Source organism: Rhodoferax sp. BAB1 (genome assembly GCF_013334205.1).
GTDB lineage: Bacteria > Pseudomonadota > Gammaproteobacteria > Burkholderiales > Burkholderiaceae_C > Hylemonella.
Map to the genome: position 1 here is coordinate 177,420 of NZ_CP054424.1, position 21,273 is coordinate 198,692.

Consider the following 21,273-nt stretch of genomic DNA (forward strand, 5'->3'; position numbering starts at 1 on the left):
GCGGTGTATATCGCATCATCGAGAGCGAAAGGCTCCCGCCTCAGGTGGGGCCATTTGAGTTCCATTACAGCCGACGCTTCGAAATGGCCGCCTTGGCCTGCGCGTGCGGGTGCGGTCACAGGGTCATGCTGAATTTGCTGGATCAGCACCAACTCGTTATAGAGGGCGGACTTCCCACTGTCACCCCTTCCATACTGGTCTCAGACGCTCCTTGCTTGTCTCACTTCTTTATTCGAAGGGGCCAGGTGGAATGGGCACAGCAGTGGTCCAAGATAACGGTTGATCGGGTCATGCAATCTCAGGTTCGCCGCCACGTCGAACAGGACAAGAAGCGGAAGCCGAAATCTTCCTTCTTGCGCCGCTGTGCGGATTGGTTCAAATCGTGGTTCGATCGCTAGCAGAGTGCTCTGAAAGAGCTGCCTACCGATACCCCCATTTGGTCGGTTTTCCTCAACGTGGATGCCTGCCCTGCTGGCCAATGACCGTCCGCCACGGAAGGCGGTCCATCATCATTTGCATCATGGACTCCATCATCTCCACGCGCTTTTCCATCATCTGCTGGCGTTCAGCCATATTGCCCGCCATGCCAGAACCACTTTGCATGACACCCTGCATGCCTTGCATCCCCGACATGCCTCGCATCTGACCCATCATGGTCATGCCTTCCTGCATCACTTTCATGTGCTCGGCCATCAGCGCCTGGCGCTCCGCCGGCGTCTTGGCCGCGGCCATCTTCTCCCGCATAGCCTGCATGGCTTTCATATGCTGGTCCATCGCGGCCATGCGGTCAGCCCCCATGGACCGAGGCGACGCGTTGCCTTGCGTCGCAGCGGCCGCGCCTGCGGGATGGTGCTCTTGATGCTCTTCCTTGCTTTGGGCATAGGCGCCGATGGGCACCGCAGCGACGCACAAGACAGCGATGAGATTGCGGATATTGATCATGGCTCACTCCTGGTTGGTTTGAAGATGACTCTGCTCACGAGACCTGAGGGCAGGAGCAGCCTGAGCTGTCCTGCGGACAGGAATTACTTTTCGGGTTGGATGTCGGACACGAAGAACTTGCCTCCTTCAGCGACGGCCATGAACTTGATCTTGTCCCCAGGCTTGACGTTGTTCAGAACACTTTTGTCCTTGGCGGTGAAGACCATGGTCATACCCGGCATGTCTAGGTGCTTGATGTCGCCGTGCTTGATCGTGACCTTGCCTGCGGCCTGATCCACCTTGCGGACCTCACCGTCCGTCATCATGGCCGCCCCAGACATACTGGAAGTGCCGTGATCCATCATCGCCTGCGCTGAACTAATCAGAGGCCACGTCACCCCCAGGGACATGGCGCTGATCAGCAGAATTTTCTTGATTGCTTTCATGACGTTACTCCAAATGAATAGTAGTGAGTGCGCGATCTGGGGTTTGACTTAATTCGAGAACACCGAGCTCTCATCGTTTTCCGACTCGAACGACGCCCTTCATGCCGGCCTCATAGTGACCGGGCATCAGGCAAGCAAAATTCACGGGGCCGGCTTTGGTGAACTGCCAGACGATTTCGCCTTGCTTGCCAGGAGCCAGCGTGACCTTGCTGGGCTCGTCATGCTCCATGTCAGGAAACTTCTTCATCTGCTCCAGATGCTCCATCAGCTCCTGTTGCGTTCCGAGACTGAGCTCGTGCTTGACCTTGCCGACGTTCTTGACAACGAACCGGATGGTCTCGCCTTGCTTGACCTGAACGTCTGCGGGCGTGTAGCGCATGCTGTCGTTCATTTCGATGGTGATCGTGCGACTGACCCGTGCTGCCACGCCGGGCTTGCCGATCGCCGTATCTTCATCAACATGCCCGTGGCCGTGGCCACCGGCATGGTTGCCGCTGGCAAAAGCCGAGCTGGACAGGGCAATTGCCATCAGGGCCATCACTTTGGCCAGGGTCTGTGTTTCGTGCGTCATGGATATCTCCTTGGATTAAAAAATCAGTGCCCGCTGTGGGACTGAGGCTTGCGAATTTTGACTTCGGTTGGTTTGCTGGGTGTCTGCACCCTGGGCATGGATTGGCCACCTTCGGCCTTGAACCGTGCAGGCTCGCTGAGAGGGCCTTCGTATTCGTGCGCAACCGTACCTTCGGGATGCTTGAACCAGCCCGGATCCTTGTAGTCCCCGGGTTTCTGATCGCGCCGAACCTTGAGCACACTGAACATGCCACCCATCTCCACCGAACCAAACGGGCCTTCGCCAGTCATCATGGGGGCGGTGTTGTCGGGTATGGGCATCTCCATTTCCGTCATGTCCGCCATGCCACGCTCCCCCATGACCATATAGTCCGGGATCAGGTTGTTGATCTTCTTGGAGAGGCCGCGGTGGTCCACACCTATCAGCGTAGGGAGGTTATGTCCCATGGCGTTCATGGTGTGGTGGCTCTTGTGGCAGTGGAAGGCCCAGTCGCCTTCCTCATCCGCGAGGAACTCAACCTGGCGCATCTGGCCAACCGCGACATCGGTGGTCACCTCATACCAGCGCGTGCTTTTCGGTGTGGGCCCGCCATCGGTTCCAGTCACCAGGAACTCATGGCCATGCAGGTGGATGGGGTGATTGGTCATCGTCAGATTGCCAATCCGGATCCGGACCTTGTCGTTCAGGCGGACATTCAGAGAGTCGATGCCGGGGAAGATACGGCTGTTCCAGGACCACAGATTGAAGTCCAGCATGGTCATGATCTTGGGGGTGTAGCTCCCAGGATCGATATCAAAGGCGTTCAGGAGAAAGCAGAAGTCTCTCTGAACCTCGTCGATCAGCGGGTTCTTGACCTTGGGATGGGTCACCCAGAAGCCCATCATGCCCATGGCCATCTGCGTCATCTCGTCGGCATGTGGGTGGTACATGAAAGTGCCTGGCCGGCGCGCCACGAACTCGTAGACAAAGGTCTTGCCCGGCTGAATGGCTGGCTGGTTCAAACCCGCCACACCATCCATACCGCTGGGCAGGCGCTGTCCATGCCAGTGAACGCTCGTGTGCTCAGGCAGCTTGTTCGTGACGTAGATTCGCACGCGATCCCCCTCGACCACTTCAATCGTGGGACCCGGGCTCTGGCCGTTGTAACCCCACAAGTGGGCCTTAAAGCCCGGAGCCATTTCACGCACCACGGGTTCAGCCACCAGATGGAACTCCTTTACGCCCTGGTTCATTCGCCACGGCAGCGTCCAGCCATTGAGCGTGACCACCGGGTTGTAGGGCCGGCCACTGGTGGGAATCAATGGAGCCATGGTGTCCGGGCTGGTCTGCATGACCGGTTCGGGCAGGGCAGCCATGGCCACGCGGCTGACCGAGGCCGCAGCCACAGCGCCGCCGGCGATACCTGCGAATTTGAAGAAATTTCTTCTGGATGTCATTGCGGATTCCTTGGAAATCAATGGCCGGCTGCAGCAGCACCGGAAGCGGGTGCCGCGGCAGAGAGCGCCGTGCTGGTCGGACGACCGATGAAGGAGGCCTGCAAGGCTGCATCAGCCAGCCAGAACTGCTGCTCCGTATTGATGGCTGCGATGACCGTGTTGACTTGATCACGCGCATCGGCCAGCAGCTCGAAAACGCCGATGATCATCCCGTTGTAGCGCAGCTGGTTCTCGTCCGAGATCACCTTGCGCAGCGGGACGACCTCATCACGATGATGACGCGCCACGTCGTAGGCGGTCCGGTAGGCGGAATAGCTCTCGCGCAGGTTCGACCCGGCCGCACGCACCGTGGCTTCCAACTGGTTAGCCGCAGCCAGCGTGCGCGCGCTCATCGCATCACGCTGCATGCCACCCCAGTCGAAAATCGGCAGGCGCACCCCGATCTCATAACCGCGCGGGTCCGAACGGCTGCCAGTCGCACTGTCGGTATTGGTGTTGCGCCGTGCCGTGAGTTCGATGTCGGTGAAGCTGGTCACCGTGGTCAGACCTTGAGACCTAGCATAGGCCTCGTAGTTCGACTGCGCGAGCCGGATATCCAAGCGGTTGCGCGTGGCTTGTGTGCCAGCGGTCTGGGGATCCAGAGCCTGCTTGGGCAGATCAGGCAGGCGCTCGGGGAGCCTGAGCTGCCGGGCCTGTGCCTCATCGAGGCCCAGCTGGCGGACCAACTCTTCGCGTGCGGCCGTGGCCTGATGGGTGGCCGTGGCCAGACGCGTGGCGGCATCTGCGTAGAAAGCCTGCTCGCGGGCACGGCTGAGGCGGCTGAAGTTGCCTGCGGCCTGCATGCGCCGGGCAATCTCGGCCGTGGCTTCAGCACTTTCATACACCTGGCGAGCATATTTGAGTGTCTGCTGCGCGGCGATCGCGCGCACCCAGGCCTGACGGACTTGCGTTACCTGGTCCACCACTTCGCTGGTCAGCCGCAGCTGCGATTGCTCGATACGGTAGCGGGAGATGCCCTGGCGCGCCGGCAGCGTTAGCAGATCCAGGAGGCCAAACGTCAGAGAGCGCCCTATCTCCAGCTCGTCGCCCGCGACCATGCGCTCGTAGCTGAAAAAGGGGTTGGCGATCCGGCCAACCTGGGCCGCATCGGCAGATTCCGCCCAGCCCTGTGCCAGCAAGGCCTGCAAGGAATGGCTGTTAACCAGGGCCAGCTGCACGGCTTCGCGTTGGCCCAGAGGCTGGGCTAGGAGGGCCTGGGCGGCCTCAGCCCGCTCTTTCCGCTCTTGTTCTGTGCGCGAAAGCGTCAGCTTCTTTTCAGTGAAACTGCTGGCCTCGTTATTCACACGGCTGACGTTCTGTTCAAGACTGACGCTGGCACAGCCGGACAGAACCGCCAGAGTCACGGCCGATATCGCGAGCCTGGCTCCGCTCGATTGCAGAGTGCGTCTCATCGCTTGGAACCTCCGTGATGCCCTTCATGGGCCGCAGACGAAGGTACCGTGTCATTGGCAGGCTCAGCCGTTCTGGCTTCCTTGGCATAAGTGCGCCATCCCCCGATACGGCCAACGGTGTCGTTAACCTCCCGCCAGGACTGGACCGGCTGGTCCGTGTAGGTCTGATAGCCGCGCAGGGGAGAGGTGTAGCTCAGCTGGGCCGGAGTTGCCAGCGGCTTTTGCTCTGCCGCGGTCTGCGCCATGGCTGAGCCGGCAAGTAAAGCCATGGTCCAGGGAAGCAATTTTCCGAAGGACAGGCTGCGGGTAGGGATGGTCATGGATTCCTCTTGGGGTGACTCGCTGATTTCAGGGGGTGATTCTGAGAATCCGACGTCGTCAGAAAGCTGTCTTCCAGATTAAATTTCTGTAATCTTGCTGACGAAGGCCCGAAACTTGTCAAACTGGCGCCCATCCGGTTGTGGAGTACATGCGTGAAGATATTGATCGTTGAGGACGAGCACAAAACCGGGGAGTACCTGCGCCAGGGACTGGGGGAAGCCGGTTTCGTGGTCGATCTGTCACGAGACGGAACGGACGGGCTGCACCAGGCCCTCCAGGAGCCCTACGATCTGGTCATCCTGGATGTCATGCTGCCTGGCATCGATGGCTGGCAGGTCCTTCATGGCATACGCAAACGCGGGCTGCAGATGCCGGTGTTGTTTCTTACGGCGCGTGACCAGGTGGAAGACCGCATCAAGGGCCTCGAACTTGGCGCCGACGACTATCTGGTCAAGCCGTTTTCCTTTGCCGAGTTGCTCGCCCGGGTACGGACCATCCTGCGGCGCGGGCGCAGTGGCACGGAGCCGACCTCGCTGCTGGTGGCCGATCTGGAGCTGGATCTGCTGCGCCGCCGTGTCACCCGGGGTGGCCGGAAAATCGATCTGACGGCCAAAGAGTTCGGCTTGCTGGAGTTGCTGATGCGTCGCCGCGGCGAAGTCCTGCCGCGCTCCCTGATCGCCTCCCAGGTGTGGGACATGAACTTCGATGGGGATACCAATGTCATCGAAGTGGCCATGCGGCGGTTGCGGGTCAAAGTCGACGAGGGCCGTGAGGTCAAGCTCATCCAGACGGTGCGTGGCATGGGCTACGTGCTGGAAGCCCCGGAGGAGTCCTGAATGCTTCAATCCCTTTCGCTAACATTCCGCCTCACCCTGTTCTTCACGTTGCTCTCAGCAGCGATTCTCTTGGGCCTGGGTGCGATTTTTCTGATCGCGACCGAGCGCCATTTCATTGACCTTGATGAGATCGCTCTGCAAGACAAACAGCGTCTGGTTGGCGAGCTGCTCGCCAGGTCCAGCTCGGCGCAGGACGCCCAAGTCCGATTGAAGGAGGCGCTGGATCATCACCAAGGTCTCTATGTATTGCTTAGGGATGGACGAGGCCAGGTCTTTTTCCAATCGGACGACTTCAACCCGCCCTACGCTGCCGTACTGCCCGAGCCGGGTAATCCCCCGAAATCTCTACACTGGACCAGTCGCGGTCGCGGTTACCACGGGCTGGGCCAGTGGGTGGAAAGCAATCGCACCGGATCAGACCGTCTTCTGATCCTGGTCGCCATCGACACCGAGCACCACACTCATTTCATGGCGCAGCTGCAGCACACCCTGGCACTGTATGCCGTGCTGGCTACTCTGGTCAGCGGGTTTGCAGGCTGGTTCGCCGCGCACCAGGGCATGGCCCCGCTGCGCGCCATGAAATCGAGAGCCTCGGACGTCAGTGGCCAGCAGCTCAATCCTCGTATGCCGGTCGAGGCCGTGCCCGTCGAAATGGCGGATCTGGCCAACGAACTCAACCGCATGCTAGATCGGTTGCAGCAGGATTTCCAGCGCTTGTCCGACTTTTCGTCAGATCTGGCGCATGAGCTGCGAACCCCGATCAGCAACCTCTTGACGCAGACGCAGGTGGCCTTGTCCAACCGGCGTGATGCCGAAACCTATCGAGATATCCTGGCGTCCAACGCTGAGGAGTTCCAGCGCCTGGCGCGCATGGTGTCCGACATGCTGTTTCTGGCCAAGACCGAAGGAGGGATCCAGCTTCCCAGCAAAGGGCTTTTCTCTGCTGCCCAGGAAGCGCAGGCTCTACTGGACTTCTACGAGGCCGTGGCCGATGAAAAAAATGTCCGCATGAGCCTGCACGGCGGCGGCAACATCCTGGGTGACCGGCTGATGTTTCGTCGAGCGGTGAGCAACTTGTTGTCTAATGCACTACGGCATACGAATACTGCTGGCGAGGTCCACATCGAGATCAGCGACACCGAGAACGCGACCCAGGTCATAGTCGAAAACACGGGCGATGAGATCGATCCGAAAATCATGCCCAGGCTGTTCGACCGCTTCTATCGTGCGGATCCGTCACGGGCGCAGCCGGACTCAGAAGGCGCCGGTTTAGGACTGGCCATCACGCGCGCGATCGTGGAGGCACACGGGGGCAAGATCGAAGTTTCATCGGCTCAGGGCCGAACAAGATTTACTCTGTGGTTCATCAAAGTGAGCCCTATGTAAGCGAGGACATTAGCAACATCTTTGCATGCTCAACGGAGCTGCAGACCTGACGCAAATGTAATCAGCGGCACATCTTCATGTCAGAGGCGCTCGACAGAATACAGGACGTGCATTCGCACAAGTGCTTTGAATAACGTAGCACCTATATTCAAGAAAGGACCTGATATGAACACCCGCATCACTTCGCTCTTCGCTGCCGTCGTGCTCAGTACCCTGGCATCAACCGCTTTTTCCGCCGACTCGCTGGCAGACAATGTCGACAAGACCTACCGCCTGAAGGACGGCGGCACCGTATTCGTTTTTAAGGACGGAAAGATGGCAGTGGCCGACAAGTTCGACCGCGCCGTCCATCTCCCCAAAGGCCAAGTCCTGGAGACGACTGACGGTCAAAAGATCGTCATGACCAGCAGCGAGAGTGCACGTCTCGACTTCCAGCTGCGCCAAGGTCACGAGAACTGACCTGTCATTTAGGCACACCAGAGCTGATAGATTGCCTTTTCCCCTTTGAAGCTGTACCTCACGAGTCTTGCCGATGATCCAGTGATCTCGCCAAGACTCGTGAAATTTCTGTGATCTGGCTCTCTGATCCGATCCATCTGGTTATCTCAGAATAGACTGTTAACCCTTGCTTTGACCTCTTCGGTGCTTCATCCTCTACTGTGCCTATGTCGATCCGCATATATCTGATCGTTGCGATAGACACAGATCTAGGCCAGTGAAGTGATCATGATTGCCGAAAAGTCTCGCCAAGATTAGTTTTCAGACAAACGAGCGGCTACGCTGCGCTTACCGAGCTTGCGCACTTCAGCAATGCCCTGCAGCTGGCTAGCCCGGGGCTTGGACTGCCCTTTCTCCCACTGGTAGATCGTCTGCAGTGAAACGCCGAGCAGTTTGCCCATGTCGGCGGCTGACAGACCCAGCTTCTTGCGCAGGCTTGCAAAGCCGTCGGCGCGAAAGCGAAGCTGGGAGGCTTCTTCCGCCTTGTCGTTAGCGGCGGCGGCCGGCTTGTGCTTTCTTAGTTTGGCAATGAGGCGGTCCTGTTCGGCAAGGTGCCGCTTGAGTGCAGCGATGTCGCTACGGTACTGGGCCGAGGCCTTCTTCAGGGTCTCGGTTTCTGCGCGGATCTCTTTGCGTGCAATACGGGAGATCTCTGATTTCAGGAGGCTAGCGATATTGGCCATTTCGGTCTTTGTTGTTAGTAACGACCATGCCATCTTACAAGTCAGTCAGATTCTCGGGTAGCCATTACATATAGGCCCCAGCCGCGATACCCTCAATCAGGGTCAACACTTTCTTCTGCTCCACGTCAGAGCCAAGGAACTCGATCGGCTTGCGCCATCCGAACCAAAGACGTGGCTCACGGAGCCAGTCATTCATCCAGCGCCTGGCCTCCCGCCGTGCGTTGGCGGTCTGGCACCCGTAGAGATCGAGCGCTAATGCATAGATACGAATCGCCCCCATAGCCCGCGCCTGGTATTTCGGTGGTAAAGCTTTGCGCTGGTGAATCCTGCGCCACACGACATGCCTGCTCATGCCCAGGAGCTGAACCATGCCCGTCGTCGACACCTCGAAGACTGGAGCCAGTTTCTGGATGATTTCTGCCGGCAGAACGATCGGGCTGTCTACCTCATCGAGGACGCTCGGGGATGGTGGGTTCCTCATCATGTCGATTCCTTTCAAATCTCGACCACCAGACTCGGCTGGAACGACTCATTCAGGAGGCTTCCCGAGGGTGTCGGGTAGCCCCTGGGATTGCAGATCACTCGGGTCATACCGAATGTGTAATCCGAGTTGTCGTGAACGTGCCCGTGAACCCACAGCTTCGAGCGTCCCACCAGTTGCGTCAGGTTGGATGCATAGGCCGGGCTCAACTTGTCTCCCTGGTAATACTCCGGGATGGATTGCCCCAGCGGCGGATGGTGGGTGACAATGACCGTCTTGTCGGGGTCTCCCATGGCAAGCTGTTGATCCAGCCATTCGGCACTTTGGACGTGCCGGCGCAGCGTAAGTTGCGGGATCAGCTTCACCATCCTGAACTCCCGCCAGTCCTGGTTCTCGCCAGGCTTGCGGTCCAGCTTGATCTGCCGGAAGTCCGTCATCAGGCTCAGCGCCTCGCGCATGCTTTCCCGGCGGCGCTCCTCTCCATATAGACAGTAGTCGGTCCACAGCGTGCACCCCAGAAACCGCACGCCGAACAGCTCCACCGCCTCGTTCTCCAGAAAGTGGATGCCCAGCTGGGCCGACTTCTCCCGGATCTTGCGCAGGTTGCGGTTCCAGTAGCGCCCGTAGAACTCGTGGTTACCCGCGACCAGGACGATCTCCTTGTCCGGGAAGGCCTGGCGGGCCCACATTGGAGCCTGAACCCCCTCGTGGATGTCACCGGCGAGCACGACCACATCTGCATCAGCGTCAATGCGCCGGCCATCGACCACGGGATCCACCGCCGAGATGTCGTTGTGCAGGTCACTCAGGATGAGCAGCTTCACCAATTTTTCTCTCCTTCAAAGACCACTTCCCCCAGGCCGTTCTTGATGGCACAGACCCGCAAGCCGATGGCATCAAATCCCAGCTGCTCACGCTGTAGGGCATAGGCAGCAGTCCTGTCGTCGTGGTGGTGCCCGTGGAACATCCTCTGCGCCTGCAGGGACCTGGCAAGCATGTCCAACTCGGTGTGGCCATGGGGATGGCAAGACGGTGCTTCATGCGTGATCAGGATGTCCGCACGCCGCTGACTCAGCCGGCCGACTTCCGCGGCATAGATCGCAGACAGATAGGTCGGCGACGGCCTTTGACCATCCCGGTACCGGTAGGTGCCACCACGCAAAGCTTCCTCACGGCTGCGGAACAGGGGCTCCGAGGGTGGCATCCAGACCCGCCCCACAAAGTGCCCGCCCAACCCAGCCACTCGGATACCCTCCATCTCCATGACCTGGCCATGGATCGAGATGGCATCCCCTGAGTCGTGGAGCATCTCCCAATGCTCATACGAGTCAGCATCATGGTTGCCGGGAATGAAGGCGACGCGGATCGCCGGATCCCAGCGCTTGATGGGCGCCAGAAGCTCCCGAAACGGCTTGTGGCTGATGTCGATATCACCGGCGAACACGATCCAGCTCGGCTGCACCTGGGCCGCCATCAGGCTCCAAGCCACGTACTTGAACTCGCCGTGGACATCGCCCACGAACCAGATACGGCGCAAAGCCTCGGCTTTCTCCTGGTCAAACTCGGCGACCTTCTGTTCGATCGTCATCTCACACCTCACCGTCTTTGTTCTCGCGAAGGGTCTCCCAGAAAGGGGGTAAGCCTTCGGGCTGCTGACGTTGTGCCTGATGCTCGGGACAGAGCACCAGGACATAACCGGTACCGACGTCCTGGCTTGCCTCTTTGCCGCAGACCAGGCAGACGTGCTTGGTTGCCACTTCGGCACGCAAGGCCAGCCTCCCGATCTCGGTATTGACCTGCTCGAAACTGCGGTCACGGTCGGTACGGATTCGCCGCTCGAAGGGCACAACCTGGCTCAGGACGCCACCCGGCATCTGGATGTCCAGCCGCAGGTCGGGCTTGCGGCCCTCGAACTGGAAGTAAAAGCGCGCCGAGCCGAACTTCTCCTTGACCTGGCTCCAGTGGAAGCCACGCTTGTCCTGACCCAGGACCTGGTCCACATCCGCACACAGTTGGGCAAAGACCACCACCCAGCCCTTAGCCATGGCAATGCCCAGTTCCGGTTCATTGAACTGGTAGGGGTAGCGTGTCTGCAGGTCTTTGAGTGACAGCGCTTGTTGGGGATTCATTGGGGTTCCTTTCTGGGTGAGATCAGTGCAACAAGCCGGCAGGCGGAACGTCCTCGCCGGCGAACTCGCTGGCGTCCCGACGCACCTGTTCCGGCAGATCGGCCAGGGCCACTTGGTGGCGCCCATCCACCCTGGCCGCGGCATAGGCTCGCTTGAGCGCCTGGATCTGCTCCCGGGCGCTGAGGTGGGCGATGTAGCGCACGAGCGGCTGTGCCGGCGGCTGGAAGCCAGGCAGGTTCATCTCCTGGTGCACTTCCTGGGCGAGCACCTCGGCCATCTGGAGCGCCTGAGCCCCCGAGGGCTGCTCGATCCAGAACACGTGGAAGCGCGAGCGCAGGGAGGCCGGAATCCGATCCAGCTCGTTGGCCGTGGCGATCCAGACCACCCGGCTGGCGTTGAACTCGAAGTCCACGCTGATGTCGCGCACGCGGTGCGAGGTCACCGGCTCCAGCAGGGAATGCAAGGAAGCCAGGGGATCTCCCTCGGGCCGCTTGCTAGCCTTGTCGACCTCGTCCAGCAAGATGACCGGATTGGCGTACTCGCCCAGCACCACCAGCTCGAAGACGGAGCCGTAGGTGGTGTTGGCCCAGTTCTTGTCTGAGCCGAGCAAGGAGACGCCGGATTGGCCGTTGTCAAAAGGCAGGCGGCGCATGACCGTGCCCAAGGCCTTGGCCAGCTCCTGGGAAAAGCGGGTCTTGCCGATGCCTGGGTCACCACCCAACAGAATGGGCGGGATGAGGAAGGGCTTGCCCGTCAGTTCGGCAAAGGCGTACTGATCCCGGACCAGGTCGAGCACCGGCGAGAAGTGCGGGAAGGCCTTGCGCAGGTGCTCGAACCCTTGCAGGTCGACCACCGGCTGGGCCAGAGCGCGCAAGTGTCCCCGTGCCTTGATCTGCTTGTAGAGCAGCTCATTGCGTTTGTGGATATCCCGATCAGGCGTACGAGACTTGAGGTCCTTGATGAGCTTGAGGGGTTCCAGCACCTCATGGACAGCGATGAACTCTCCGGTCTCGGCCACCCTGGCGGAGTTGGCTGCCGCTTCTTCCAGATCCTTTGACTCCCGCTCCGGGTCGAGTTCGTTGGTGCCCAGGGCTGAGCGGGGCTTGAAAAACGCAGACGGGGACGACTCGTCGGCCGCCTTGCTCTGCCGGAGGTCTTGTTCTTCCTGGGCCTTCAGGGCTTCAGCAGCAAGCCGCTCCTCTGTCAGGGCCTGCAGCAGACGGTTAGGCAGGACGAGCGTGACGCAGCTGTAGGTGTCGTCTTCTTTGAAGGCGTAGTCGCCGTAGCCTGGAAGGGCCGTGTCATCTTTCTTGGTGTTCTGTCTCATGTTGGGCTCCTGTGACTGGTGAGTCAGGAGCCCTGGCGTCTACGCGTGAAGTGGGGTGTTTCGCGTGAGCCGGAACTCCTGGACGGAATTCGAGGTGGAGGTGGTGCAACTACCGGTCCATTTGTGATGGATGGACCGACGGGTGCTCACTGCTACGTGAATTCGCGCGTCGTAGGAGAAGCGCATGGACATGGCCAGGACGGAACGCTTGATGGAGGAGGTCAAGGCACGTGCAGACAACCGGCCGGCGAGCGGCTGGAGGGGTGTCTGGGGTGCGTGGACGAACATTTGATTGCTCCGGTGGATGAGCCAAAGATTACCGGAGTGCTTGAGAAACTGCAAAGTCGGCCAAGAAATCCCGACTAATAAATTTCCGATATCGGTTTTTGATTTTGAGGCGAATGTGTTAGGTCGCGCTGGCGCCAACGGGCACTCGTTGAAATAGAAAGTGTGACGACAATTTGCAGACATCCAGCGTTGCCGGTCAAATGACAGTTTAGGCTGATTTCGGACATGCGCGGCGGTCGACGCAGCGTCCTGCACCAGCTTAGAAGCGGCCGTTCGTCGGCGTTGTGCGAGGCGGCTGAAGCTTCCGCAGCTGCGAAAAGCATGGTCCGCGCGCGGATCCTGTGAGTCGAGTTACCCGTTCGACTTGCTTGTGCTGCTCTGCTAAAAAAATGTACTTTTTTGGAGCAATTGGCAAGTTGGCAACTGACCACAGGTCGGACCTCACCGGCGCTCTGACCCTGGCAGTTCACGATCGAGAGGGGCTGTGCAACAATTCGCGGACAATTCAGGCGCTATGCCGATCGAGATTGCCTTTCAGACAAGGGAGTTACGCGCCACCTGCGAAAGCCCAACGAGGGCAAAGCGGGAGCTTGGAGAGTCGGGCAGCAAAGCGCTACGCAGGGTGCTGGCGGATATGAACGCGGTTGACACTGTCGCCGAACTGTTTGATATGGGGCTCGGAATTGAGAATTGCACACAGGGGCATGGAATGCTAAGGTTCCAATTGAACGAAGTACTAAGCCTGTACTGCAATGCGAATCAGCAAAGCGTGCCGATGAGCGGCGAAACGATTGACTGGGCCCAAGTGACGAGGCTCAAGGTTGTCCGCATCGGGAGCGACAATTGAGCGTCCACGCTGAATTTTGCCCAGCCTGGGCTTCTCCTCCTGGCGAAACCGTTCGCGAAATCGCCCAGAGGAAGGGCCTGAAACAAGCGGTCGTTGCCAGCGCTCTTGACGTTGCGGAAATCGAGCTTCCTCGGGCGCTCGATGGGGACTGGCCCATCGACGCAGAGCGCGCCGAAAAGCTTGCGGCGCAAATCGGGGGCACTCCTCGGTTTTGGTTGGCACGTGAGGCGCAGTACCGGCAGGCCCTCAAGTCGATTCACGATGACACCCGTGCATGGGTTTCCGGCCTTCCATTCGCCGATATGGCGAAGTTCGGATGGATTGATGCCGCGAGCACTTTCGCAGACAAGCTTCGCCATGCGTTCGCCTTCTTTGGCGTGTCGAGTGTTGATGAATGGCGGGAAGCTTGGCTTTCCGAACGTGGCGGCCTAACGGCATACAGAACGTCCCCCGTTTTCACCACACAAGCGGCAGCGGCTGCAGCGTGGCTCAGACAGGGTGAATTGGCCGCGAGCCATATTCGCACCGCTCTCTGGTCCCGCACGGATTTCGAGCGCCTTTTGCCGGATTTGAGACCGCTCACTAGGATACATAGGCCTTCCGAGTTCCTGCAACAGCTTCAACAAAAGTGCGCAGCCTGCGGCGTGGCCGTTGTCATCGTTCGAGCCCCTAAAGGTTGCCCGGCAAGCGGTGCAACGCGGGTCAGGAACGGACAAGCCGTTCTCCAGCTCAGTGCGCGGTATTTGCGGGATGACAGCTTCTGGTTCACCTTCTTCCACGAGGCGGGTCATCTGGTCCTGCACGAGGATCGTCTGTTCCTAGAATGGTCAGAGAAGCGACATCTCGACGAGAAGGAAGAGCTGGAAGCCAACGACTTCGCGGGGAAGGTCCTGATTCCGCCGTCGCAGGAGGCTGCGTTGCGTGAACTCCCTCATGAATACAAGAGCATCATGCGGTTCGCACGAAATCTCTCGGTGTCGCCGGGTGTTGTGGTTGGCCAGCTTCAGCATCGAGGCCTGTTGCCTCGGGAAAAGCTCAACTTCCTGAAAAAGCGCTACACATGGGGCTGAGCTAACCGCGGAAGGGCAGGTACTTGCCGGGGCTCTTCTGCCAGTTGCACATGGCGTCTTCCATGACCTGCATGCCTACGCCGAGGTGCTGCTCCAGGGCGGCTACGCGCGCCTCAAGGTCTCGAGCGCTGGTGTTGGAGTCGATCTGTCCATCGAACAGTAGACGCGCGCCCTTCTTCGGTCCGGTGGCTTCTTTCAAATAGGTCGAGTTGGCGTCTATCGCCGCGAGCCCCACCTTGGCGAGCATGGTGAGGTAGTCGAAGCGCCCCGTTCGTCCGAAGCCCATGACGGCGTCCATCGAGTCGTAGAGCAGTGCGAACGCTTGCCGCGGGTTACCCTTGGCCTCGCTCAACGCATCAGCGATCATTTTGTCGTGCGAGCCATGCCCCTTGACCCATTCAACGTAGGTCCTCACGACGGTTCCCGTCCCGCGTGCGCCCTGCTTCAGCGACTCGTATTTTCGGTGGTTCCCGAACTTGCCTTGAAAGAGAGCGCGGTTGTCTTCAAGCCATTCGCTGTAGGCTTCAGGGGCAGCAGCGACTTGCACCCAGGTCCAGGGAGATTCCTTGTACGCACCGTACAGCTCGCGTGCCAATAACCATTCGGTGCGCAGGTTACGGCCGCAGTGCGTTGTCAAAAACACCAGCCAGAAGGCTTCTTCCCGTTGCCCGTTTGCCGCCTTGAGTATTGCGGCCCTAATGGGGTCAAACAAGTCGCTCTTTGGGTCGGCGCGCAACGGGCTAATGGGCCGAGCCCGGACCTTGTGCACATACTCGACGCGTTGAAGACTGTCGAGGAGCTGAGCCACAAAAGACTGCATGTTCTCAAAGGGGACGACACCGGTCAGCGGCATCTGCTCATGATGGAATTTCATCAGCTGTGCTTCAAGCTCCTGGGCTCGAAGCTCTTTTTCGGGGCCTTTCATTTCGAATCCTTAGTCGGAACTGTTTTTGGGTTGAAGAGCGACAACTGATCTTTCTCGGAGGCAATGTTTTCGCGCCTCTTGATGTAAAGCAAGTAGACGTCGTCGTGGATGCGTCGTCTCAGACGCTTTATTTCCAGCTGGTTGTTTTTGACGAAGCCTGCCTTGTGGATCATCAGCAAGGTGGCTAAATCTGCCCAGTAGGGATCCATGGCTTCATGGTAATTCGGTATATTGCCATGTCCGGTGCGCACTATCTTCTCGAAGGCGACGAGACTCTTTATGGCGGCCCACGGATCGCCTTGTGGCATTGGTGGCATTGGGCGATGTAGGTGCCAACCCTCGTCTAGGAACTTGGTGGCTTTGTCACGAACCTTGTCGTAGAGGTGCAAACTACCGACTGCGTGTTTGTATTCGCCTAACTCAATGCCCAACGATCGGGCGATTAACTCCTGCAACATAGTAAATGCGAACACGTCATGGGGCAGACCGAGCCAAGCGTCGTTGGAGCGCATGGACGTCAACATGTGCAGCCGATCGCCACGCACCAGGAACTGCAGCGTGCAGGTGCACGGTATGTCGAGGTGGGGTTCCAGCGTGTCGGAGCGGTCAAACAGCTGCAGAACGGCTTGCCTCGAGTCGCGCCTTTCCTTCAGCAACTGGATAACGCGAGGGACTTGGTCATTTGGAGACTCGCCGAACAGTCGCGGCCCGTAAGCGCCGTAGACGGTTTTCTTGTCGTCGGAGAATTCGTGGTAGCTCGGGATGTAGTGCTGGATGAAATCTAGCCGGTTGCTGCCGGCGAGTATCCACAGCAGTTCGCCCAGACAACTAAACAGGCGACCTCGCGATTCGGACCTACTGAGGCGGACTCGCGGGGCAGAGAGTTTCAGGAGCGTGCCACTGATTTCCCGTGCTGGACCCTTGGAGGGCTGTATGGGGGTGCCGCGCGCAAGGATTTGCTTGTATACCTTGAACAGCAGGTCATCGAGAGAATCGGCTGCGAGATACACGGCGTGCTCGATGGTTCGATGGTTCAGCTGAATAGGCAAAGCTGGGAGCAATCGAGTGCAGCCCGTCGGTCCGGCTGCGCGACACGCCGTCCAATCTGCACAGCGTCTCGAGCGGAAATGGCAACTGCGCCGTGCCGGAGAGCGCGCCGACGTTGGCCAGCAGTAACGTCATAGTGGGGGTAAAGCGCTCCGCGATGAAAGGAGCGCGCGGGCAGACCGATGCCAACCGCGAATTCGTGCAGTTCCTGAATACTATCTGCCATGAGGTGGAACCACGCGTAACCGTGCTTCTGGACCTCGGCGTCGTCAACGTACACCATTTGTTTTTCTCCCCCCCCAGGACCCGAATTTAGCATCTGGCGGAATAAGCACCAGGGCAAGTGATGCTGAATCGGCGATGACGGAGGATATCTTTGTGGGCCGCGGATTCGAGCGCGAGACCCGTTGTTCGAGCATTCTGGTTTGGCCTAGCTTAGGACAACACGGCTTCGCATATGACCGCGGGCCAGATTCGGCGCTGTCCGACTGACCGCAATGCGAGGCGGATTCAACCGGTCGATGCCTCCGTGACATCGACTATCCGCTTGAGGAGGCGGATGTTGCCAGTCCCACCGAGACTCGCTGAGGCTGCCCACTCTAAGGAAGCATATTCGTGCCACGTATCCCCATAACCGTGCCACAAACTAGCTTGTTTTGAGCGAACTGTGCGCCTTGTCCGATTTCGATGGACTGACCTAAACGAGGCTATCTCGTTGAATTGATTGGGGAATTCCGGTGGCGAGCCAGCCGTGTGATGGCTGGGCTGCCAGGAAAAATAGGGGAAGCATAAACGGGCCGCGCAAAAAAGAAGCATAAGCGTGCCAAAGCGGCACGGTTACGGTTCCAGCGACACATACGGCCGAGCCGGAAACCACGGCACCACAGGTGGGGGAGGCCATCGAAGGCGCATCTGTGTCACGCACGGCGAACGCCGCAACCATATCAAGGGCAGCTGTGCCGCCGGCGAATTCGTCGGCACTGCGGAGGCGGCCAAATACTCGCTCTCGGCAGCAACCCCAAGGTGCCCGATACAGCGAAGAGTGGCCGGGGAATGACACTGCAGTGTAAGCTGCAGCAGCCACCTGGTAGAAATCAATCAGGTGGCTGCTGGGAGACTCAGGGAGTCATTTGCTTAGTCACTTACATCACACGCTTGACGTCCGTGAATTGGCCGTTGACCTTCAGCTTGATGGTGACCTCGCTGGACGTACGATTCCTCCAGAACCACCCATGGGATCCATTGAACGCTGCTTCCAGCGTGCCGCTGTCACTATCTACCGAGCGCCCTTTTTTGTAAGAGGTCGATCGCCCAAAGGTATCGCCGTGCATGTCGTAATTGACGAGGCCAGGAGATACCGTCCAGGCATATGCAACCTTGGCTCCCTTGGTCATCGTGAGCTTGAGTTCCGTGCCCTGGTTCGGTCGCAATGCGATGACTCGCTCCTCGGCGTTCCCCGAGATGATGGGTTCAGGCGCAGCCCTGACAGGCGATGCCGATGGAGCGGCCTTCGAAACAGCCACTGGTTCCGGTGCAACTGCCTTGCTTGCTGCTTGAACGTCTTTCAACGCATCTGCTTGGGCTTCCGCTGCGAGCTGCATCTTGATTGCACCCATTTTAGTCAGTCCCAGCACATTGCCGAAACCGGTCGGGTCATAGCCGTACTCAGCGGGCAGTACCACCGAAAACAGGATCACGACTGCGGCGACTGCAGCCAGGATGGTTGAGTTGACGAGCTGGGCAGACGAGGGGATCTCACTGCGGTTGGGGGTTTGGGCGTTAAACATGGTGTATCAATTCAGAAAAAGGCCGGCGGATTGATAGCCGAAGAGGAGGAAGCCAGCGGCCATCAGGACGACGTTCGCTGAGTAGGCATGACGGAGGAAGGAGCGGCGCCTGCGCCAGTACCCCATCACAATCAGGATGAGGGCTAGCGCCAGGAGTTGCCCGATTTCCACGCCCACGTTGAAAGCCAGTAGATTCGTAACTAGGCCATCCTGAGAGATGTTGTATTCCAGAATCTTTGTGGCTAGACCGAAGCCGTGGAAGAGTCCGAAGATGAGGGTTGCAGCTTTCGTGCTGGGCTGGAACCTGAACCATCGCTGGAATGCCCCCATGTTGTCGAGCGCTTTGTAGACCACCGATAGACCGATGATCGCGTCGATCAAGTAGCTGTTGGCTGCCATGCTGAAATAGACGCCGATCAGCATCGTGGTGGAGTGTCCCAATGCAAACAGGCTGACGTAGAGACCAACGTCCTTGAGCCGGTAGAGGAAGAAGATGACTCCGAATAGGAACAATAGGTGGTCATACCCCGTGATCATGTGCTTGGCACCAAGATAAACGAACGCGGGTATGTTCGAACCGCTAATCTCCTGGATGTAGCCTTTGTCACCTTCGGCCACGCCATGCGCCCAGGCTAAGGAACCCAAAAGACTCAGGAAGAGAAACGGGACAAGCCTGCGAGCTCGTTGCCATGCAGGATGGTGAAGGGAATGGCCGAGCACCCTTCCTAAGAAAGAAAGCATTTAAATCTCCTAGATGAATACATTGGTACGCCCCAAAGTGGGACGCATCAGTTCGGACTAGGAGAGGTGCTTGGGAGGCCGTTCGAGAACGCCGATGCCATTGCTGCGTAGGGCCGACGAAACGTTGTCCACCCAGGTGCCTGGCAAAGCAGGGGGAGTCGTCAGCGCTACCGAGATGATCGGCGCTGGGGTGTCATGCCGGTGATCAGCAGGATCATGCCCGTGGACGTGCTGTGCCGTTTCCTCGACAGCGCTGCTGTCGTGATGCACATGGTCGATCGCCGCCGAGCCTTGGTCAAGCGGACCATGTCGAAGCATCAACGCTTCTTGCTGACTGATCGGATCGTGTGAACGCGAGACCAAGCTGAGCGTGGTCAGCAGCTGCAGCACGATAGCGAGCAGCGTGACGGTCCAGAACTTGAAACGCGGGGAGAAATACATGGACATGGGCAGCGCTGGAGTAAGCGTGCGGGCAAGATGCCGGGATGATATCAGCACGGTGATGCCTCGATAGGTTGCGTGACAGAAACCGCCGTCCAAATCGGGCATACTGGATTGCACATCTGGCCAAACCGAGATGCCCAGGATGCCCCAAGGGCTACCAGCCCAAAGTGGACGATTGTCGCGCGCTATTCGGCTTGTCAACAATCCGAGCTTCGGTCAAACTAAAAAAATATGTTCTGAACGAGGGGGGCGAGCTTCGGGCCACGTATACAGGGTAATAAGGAGTAGCCATGACAGACGATGTAGACAAATGGCTGGCGAATGCTAAAGCCGTGACGGCTACTGGTGCGCAGCACGCTGATGTGAGAAGCATCCACCGCAAGCTTGATGCGGATGGGTTGGGCTCTGTCCTGGCTCTGAGCCGACGGGATATGCGCCTGATTGTGGCCTGTGCGGTGATTTCCGCGGTCGTGACGATCTGGGCCTCAACGCAATTTGCAGGCAAGACCCCCCGCCCGGCCAGCGCCACCTGGATTGCCAATCCATCTCCTATCTCCCCTTTCGGCCTTCTGGTGGGTGGCTGATGCGTAACAGATCCAGAAAGCTGATCCTGGCGGCGCTTGCAGGCGTGTGCGTCGGTCTCCTGGTGTTTGCCGGTATCGTCGTCGGCCGTAACACCATTCCCGAGCACGAGACCGACCTGCATGAAATGCTGCACAAAGCTGTGCCGCTGGACGACAACGAAAAGGCCGTGCTAGAAGCCAAGGAACGGGCCTTCATGGCACGGCGTGGGGAGATTGAAGCGCACCTGAGAGTCGCCAATGCGGAGCTGGCTGATGCAATCGCGAAAACCCCACAGTGGTCGCCGGGAGTGGAGAGCGCCATGCGGCAGGTCGAGGCCGCCGCCGCCCGCCTGCAGCGCGAAACGCTGATCCACGTTTTTGAAATGCGCGCCGGCCTCAGGCCCGAGCATCGATCCGCCTATGACGAAGTTTTGCTCGAATCATTGCGGCGTGGAGCACCGTGATTGATGAATCGGACGCGGTCCTGGTCATCCAGGCTCGCCGGGGGGAGCGCGCGGCTTTTGACGCGCTGGTCCGCCGACACTGGGCATCGGTAAGGCAGGCTGCTCGAAGCTTCGGAATTCCTGAAACCGACGTGGACGATATCGTCCAAGATTCCTTTATCGCTGCCTGGAAGGCGCTGGACGACTACGACCCTACCCGTCCATTTCGAGGCTGGCTGTTTGGTATAGCACTCAACAAGATGCGCGACCTCCTGCGCTTTCGCAAGGTCCGGCAGTTTCTGTTCGGCGCCTCGGACATCTCCGATGATGAGGCAGCCGGTGTACCGTTTGACGGCCCCGGCCCCGACAAACTCGCCGCGGACCGCCAGGAGCTCAAACGCGTCACCCAAACCCTGGACCGGCTCGATCGGCCCCTGCGCGATGTGCTCGTTCTGACCGGCCTGGTCGGGATGTCTCAGTCCGAAGCGGCCGAAGCCCTGGGGGTGTCACTCAAAACGGTGGAAGGGCGCGTTATCCGTGCCCGCAAGCGCTTGAAGGCAATTCTTCAGCAAGGGCACGCCATCCAAAAATAATAACCATTGTTGAGGGGTGGATTGATTCTGCCACGTAGT

At 59.1% G+C, this 21,273-nt stretch carries 27 protein-coding genes; 9 read left to right on the plus strand and 18 right to left on the minus strand.

Annotation, left to right across the window (positions count from 1 at the left end; genetic code table 11):
* The first annotated feature begins 125 nt into the window (after window positions 1-125).
* Window positions 126-398: a DUF6527 family protein gene (locus HTY51_RS18820; RefSeq protein ID WP_371733867.1), complete on the plus strand. Its 273-nt coding sequence runs from the start codon at window positions 126-128 to the stop codon at window positions 396-398.
* Between the two features lie 52 nt (window positions 399-450).
* On the opposite strand, the gene HTY51_RS00850 is transcribed toward HTY51_RS18820, so the two are convergent.
* The 6 genes from HTY51_RS00850 to HTY51_RS00875 form a co-directional block, all read right to left on the minus strand.
* Window positions 451-942: a hypothetical protein gene (locus tag HTY51_RS00850; protein WP_174250956.1), complete on the minus strand. Its 492-nt coding sequence runs from the start codon at window positions 940-942 to the stop codon at window positions 451-453.
* An 83-nt stretch (window positions 943-1,025) separates the two neighbouring features.
* Window positions 1,026-1,367 carry a copper-binding protein gene (locus HTY51_RS00855; RefSeq protein ID WP_174250957.1) on the minus strand — a complete coding sequence of 114 codons (342 nt, stop codon included), beginning with the start codon at window positions 1,365-1,367 and terminating at the stop codon, window positions 1,026-1,028.
* Window positions 1,368-1,437: 70 nt separating this feature from the next.
* Window positions 1,438-1,938, minus strand: a complete 501-nt coding sequence (locus HTY51_RS00860) for a plastocyanin/azurin family copper-binding protein (RefSeq protein ID WP_174250958.1) — start codon at window positions 1,936-1,938, stop codon at window positions 1,438-1,440.
* Window positions 1,939-1,961: 23 nt separating this feature from the next.
* On the minus strand, window positions 1,962-3,374 hold the full coding sequence (locus HTY51_RS00865) for a multicopper oxidase family protein (protein WP_174254112.1): 1,413 nt from the start codon (window positions 3,372-3,374) through the stop codon (window positions 1,962-1,964).
* A 17-nt stretch (window positions 3,375-3,391) separates the two neighbouring features.
* Window positions 3,392-4,825, minus strand: a complete 1,434-nt coding sequence (locus HTY51_RS00870) for a TolC family protein (protein ID WP_174250959.1) — start codon at window positions 4,823-4,825, stop codon at window positions 3,392-3,394.
* Window positions 4,822-5,145, minus strand: coding sequence for a hypothetical protein (locus HTY51_RS00875; protein ID WP_174250960.1), 324 nt, complete (start codon window positions 5,143-5,145; stop codon window positions 4,822-4,824). Before HTY51_RS00875 ends, HTY51_RS00870 begins: the two co-directional genes overlap by 4 nt.
* Window positions 5,146-5,298: 153 nt before the next feature.
* Between HTY51_RS00875 and HTY51_RS00880 the strand changes: the two genes are divergently transcribed.
* The 3 genes from HTY51_RS00880 (at window position 5,299) to HTY51_RS00890 (ending at window position 7,827) form a co-directional block, all read left to right on the plus strand.
* The gene (locus tag HTY51_RS00880) at window positions 5,299-5,982 is read left to right on the plus strand and encodes a heavy metal response regulator transcription factor (RefSeq protein ID WP_174250961.1); all 684 of its coding nucleotides are present in this window, start codon (window positions 5,299-5,301) and stop codon (window positions 5,980-5,982) included.
* Window positions 5,983-7,368 (plus strand): heavy metal sensor histidine kinase, encoded by a 1,386-nt coding sequence (locus HTY51_RS00885; protein WP_174250962.1) that lies wholly within the window; start codon window positions 5,983-5,985, stop codon window positions 7,366-7,368.
* Between the two features lie 165 nt (window positions 7,369-7,533).
* On the plus strand, window positions 7,534-7,827 hold the full coding sequence (locus tag HTY51_RS00890; protein WP_174250963.1) for a CopK family periplasmic copper-binding protein: 294 nt from the start codon (window positions 7,534-7,536) through the stop codon (window positions 7,825-7,827).
* 293 nt (window positions 7,828-8,120) lie between these two features.
* Here the strand turns inward: HTY51_RS00890 and HTY51_RS00895 are convergent, their stop codons facing one another.
* The 6 genes from HTY51_RS00895 to HTY51_RS00920 form a co-directional block, all read right to left on the minus strand.
* Window positions 8,121-8,549 (minus strand): DNA-binding transcriptional regulator, encoded by a 429-nt coding sequence (locus HTY51_RS00895; RefSeq protein WP_174250964.1) that lies wholly within the window; start codon window positions 8,547-8,549, stop codon window positions 8,121-8,123.
* 64 nt (window positions 8,550-8,613) lie between these two features.
* Entirely contained in the window at window positions 8,614-9,048 is a 435-nt protein-coding gene (locus HTY51_RS00900) for an antitoxin Xre/MbcA/ParS toxin-binding domain-containing protein (RefSeq protein ID WP_174250965.1), read from the minus strand.
* Window positions 9,045-9,854, minus strand: a complete 810-nt coding sequence (locus HTY51_RS00905; RefSeq protein WP_174254113.1) for a metallophosphoesterase — start codon at window positions 9,852-9,854, stop codon at window positions 9,045-9,047. Before HTY51_RS00905 ends, HTY51_RS00900 begins: the two co-directional genes overlap by 4 nt.
* A complete protein-coding gene (locus HTY51_RS00910) occupies window positions 9,851-10,618 on the minus strand; it encodes a metallophosphoesterase (protein WP_174250966.1) in 768 nt (255 codons plus the stop codon). Before HTY51_RS00910 ends, HTY51_RS00905 begins: the two co-directional genes overlap by 4 nt.
* A gap of 1 nt (window position 10,619) precedes the next feature.
* Window positions 10,620-11,159, minus strand: a complete 540-nt coding sequence (locus HTY51_RS00915) for a hypothetical protein (protein WP_174250967.1) — start codon at window positions 11,157-11,159, stop codon at window positions 10,620-10,622.
* Between the two features lie 22 nt (window positions 11,160-11,181).
* Window positions 11,182-12,486 (minus strand): AAA family ATPase, encoded by a 1,305-nt coding sequence (locus HTY51_RS00920; RefSeq protein WP_174250968.1) that lies wholly within the window; start codon window positions 12,484-12,486, stop codon window positions 11,182-11,184.
* 772 nt (window positions 12,487-13,258) lie between these two features.
* Here HTY51_RS00920 and HTY51_RS00925 point away from each other — a divergent pair.
* A complete protein-coding gene (locus HTY51_RS00925) occupies window positions 13,259-13,621 on the plus strand; it encodes a hypothetical protein (protein ID WP_174250969.1) in 363 nt (120 codons plus the stop codon).
* A complete protein-coding gene (locus tag HTY51_RS00930) occupies window positions 13,618-14,691 on the plus strand; it encodes an ImmA/IrrE family metallo-endopeptidase (protein ID WP_174250970.1) in 1,074 nt (357 codons plus the stop codon). Before HTY51_RS00925 ends, HTY51_RS00930 begins: the two co-directional genes overlap by 4 nt.
* 1 nt (window position 14,692) lies before the next feature.
* Here HTY51_RS00930 and HTY51_RS00935 read toward each other — a convergent pair whose 3' ends face one another.
* From HTY51_RS00935 to HTY51_RS00960, 6 genes are all read right to left on the minus strand, one after another.
* Window positions 14,693-15,616 carry a hypothetical protein gene (locus HTY51_RS00935; RefSeq protein WP_174250971.1) on the minus strand — a complete coding sequence of 308 codons (924 nt, stop codon included), beginning with the start codon at window positions 15,614-15,616 and terminating at the stop codon, window positions 14,693-14,695.
* Entirely contained in the window at window positions 15,613-16,626 is a 1,014-nt protein-coding gene (locus HTY51_RS00940; RefSeq protein WP_174250972.1) for a thymidylate synthase, read from the minus strand. Before HTY51_RS00940 ends, HTY51_RS00935 begins: the two co-directional genes overlap by 4 nt.
* A 23-nt stretch (window positions 16,627-16,649) precedes the next feature.
* Window positions 16,650-16,982, minus strand: coding sequence for a DUF4031 domain-containing protein (locus tag HTY51_RS00945; RefSeq protein WP_371733868.1), 333 nt, complete (start codon window positions 16,980-16,982; stop codon window positions 16,650-16,652).
* Between the two features lie 823 nt (window positions 16,983-17,805).
* A complete protein-coding gene (locus HTY51_RS00950; protein ID WP_174250974.1) occupies window positions 17,806-18,450 on the minus strand; it encodes a transmembrane anchor protein in 645 nt (214 codons plus the stop codon).
* A 6-nt stretch (window positions 18,451-18,456) separates the two neighbouring features.
* Window positions 18,457-19,191 carry a HupE/UreJ family protein gene (locus tag HTY51_RS00955; RefSeq protein ID WP_174250975.1) on the minus strand — a complete coding sequence of 245 codons (735 nt, stop codon included), beginning with the start codon at window positions 19,189-19,191 and terminating at the stop codon, window positions 18,457-18,459.
* 57 nt (window positions 19,192-19,248) lie between these two features.
* Complete coding sequence (locus HTY51_RS00960; protein WP_174250976.1) at window positions 19,249-19,740, minus strand: hypothetical protein; 492 nt, start codon at window positions 19,738-19,740, stop codon at window positions 19,249-19,251.
* Window positions 19,741-19,925: 185 nt separating this feature from the next.
* Here HTY51_RS00960 and HTY51_RS00965 point away from each other — a divergent pair, with 185 nt between their 5' ends.
* From HTY51_RS00965 to HTY51_RS00975, 3 genes are read left to right on the plus strand one after another with little or no spacing between them, the layout of a single operon-like run.
* On the plus strand, window positions 19,926-20,219 hold the full coding sequence (locus HTY51_RS00965) for a CnrY/NccY family anti-sigma factor (RefSeq protein ID WP_174250977.1): 294 nt from the start codon (window positions 19,926-19,928) through the stop codon (window positions 20,217-20,219).
* The gene (locus HTY51_RS00970) at window positions 20,219-20,662 is read left to right on the plus strand and encodes a periplasmic heavy metal sensor (RefSeq protein ID WP_305791371.1); all 444 of its coding nucleotides are present in this window, start codon (window positions 20,219-20,221) and stop codon (window positions 20,660-20,662) included. The genes HTY51_RS00965 and HTY51_RS00970 overlap by 1 nt, the downstream gene beginning before the upstream one ends.
* Window positions 20,659-21,234 (plus strand): RNA polymerase sigma factor, encoded by a 576-nt coding sequence (locus HTY51_RS00975; RefSeq protein WP_174250978.1) that lies wholly within the window; start codon window positions 20,659-20,661, stop codon window positions 21,232-21,234. Before HTY51_RS00970 ends, HTY51_RS00975 begins: the two co-directional genes overlap by 4 nt.
* The last annotated feature ends 39 nt before the right edge of the window (window positions 21,235-21,273 follow it).

Excerpts from the sequence above, each read along its gene's own strand:
- HTY51_RS18820 (WP_371733867.1), top strand. The coding sequence starts at position 126 with ATGCTGAATTTGCTGGATCAGCACCAACTCGTTATAGAGGGCGGACTT.
- HTY51_RS00850 (WP_174250956.1), bottom strand. The coding sequence starts at position 942 with ATGATCAATATCCGCAATCTCATCGCTGTCTTGTGCGTCGCTGCGGTG.
- HTY51_RS00855 (WP_174250957.1), bottom strand. The coding sequence starts at position 1,367 with ATGAAAGCAATCAAGAAAATTCTGCTGATCAGCGCCATGTCCCTGGGG.
- HTY51_RS00860 (WP_174250958.1), bottom strand. The coding sequence starts at position 1,938 with ATGACGCACGAAACACAGACCCTGGCCAAAGTGATGGCCCTGATGGCA.
- HTY51_RS00865 (WP_174254112.1), bottom strand. The coding sequence starts at position 3,374 with ATGACATCCAGAAGAAATTTCTTCAAATTCGCAGGTATCGCCGGCGGC.
- HTY51_RS00870 (WP_174250959.1), bottom strand. The coding sequence starts at position 4,825 with ATGAGACGCACTCTGCAATCGAGCGGAGCCAGGCTCGCGATATCGGCC.
- HTY51_RS00875 (WP_174250960.1), bottom strand. The coding sequence starts at position 5,145 with ATGACCATCCCTACCCGCAGCCTGTCCTTCGGAAAATTGCTTCCCTGG.
- HTY51_RS00885 (WP_174250962.1), top strand. The coding sequence starts at position 5,983 with ATGCTTCAATCCCTTTCGCTAACATTCCGCCTCACCCTGTTCTTCACG.
- HTY51_RS00890 (WP_174250963.1), top strand. The coding sequence starts at position 7,534 with ATGAACACCCGCATCACTTCGCTCTTCGCTGCCGTCGTGCTCAGTACC.
- HTY51_RS00895 (WP_174250964.1), bottom strand. The coding sequence starts at position 8,549 with ATGGCCAATATCGCTAGCCTCCTGAAATCAGAGATCTCCCGTATTGCA.
- HTY51_RS00910 (WP_174250966.1), bottom strand. The coding sequence starts at position 10,618 with ATGACGATCGAACAGAAGGTCGCCGAGTTTGACCAGGAGAAAGCCGAG.
- HTY51_RS00915 (WP_174250967.1), bottom strand. The coding sequence starts at position 11,159 with ATGAATCCCCAACAAGCGCTGTCACTCAAAGACCTGCAGACACGCTAC.
- HTY51_RS00920 (WP_174250968.1), bottom strand. The coding sequence starts at position 12,486 with ATGAGACAGAACACCAAGAAAGATGACACGGCCCTTCCAGGCTACGGC.
- HTY51_RS00935 (WP_174250971.1), bottom strand. The coding sequence starts at position 15,616 with ATGAAAGGCCCCGAAAAAGAGCTTCGAGCCCAGGAGCTTGAAGCACAG.
- HTY51_RS00945 (WP_371733868.1), bottom strand. The coding sequence starts at position 16,982 with ATGCTAAATTCGGGTCCTGGGGGGGGAGAAAAACAAATGGTGTACGTT.
- HTY51_RS00950 (WP_174250974.1), bottom strand. The coding sequence starts at position 18,450 with ATGTTTAACGCCCAAACCCCCAACCGCAGTGAGATCCCCTCGTCTGCC.
- HTY51_RS00955 (WP_174250975.1), bottom strand. The coding sequence starts at position 19,191 with ATGCTTTCTTTCTTAGGAAGGGTGCTCGGCCATTCCCTTCACCATCCT.
- HTY51_RS00960 (WP_174250976.1), bottom strand. The coding sequence starts at position 19,740 with ATGCCCGATTTGGACGGCGGTTTCTGTCACGCAACCTATCGAGGCATC.
- HTY51_RS00965 (WP_174250977.1), top strand. The coding sequence starts at position 19,926 with ATGACAGACGATGTAGACAAATGGCTGGCGAATGCTAAAGCCGTGACG.
- HTY51_RS00970 (WP_305791371.1), top strand. The coding sequence starts at position 20,219 with ATGCGTAACAGATCCAGAAAGCTGATCCTGGCGGCGCTTGCAGGCGTG.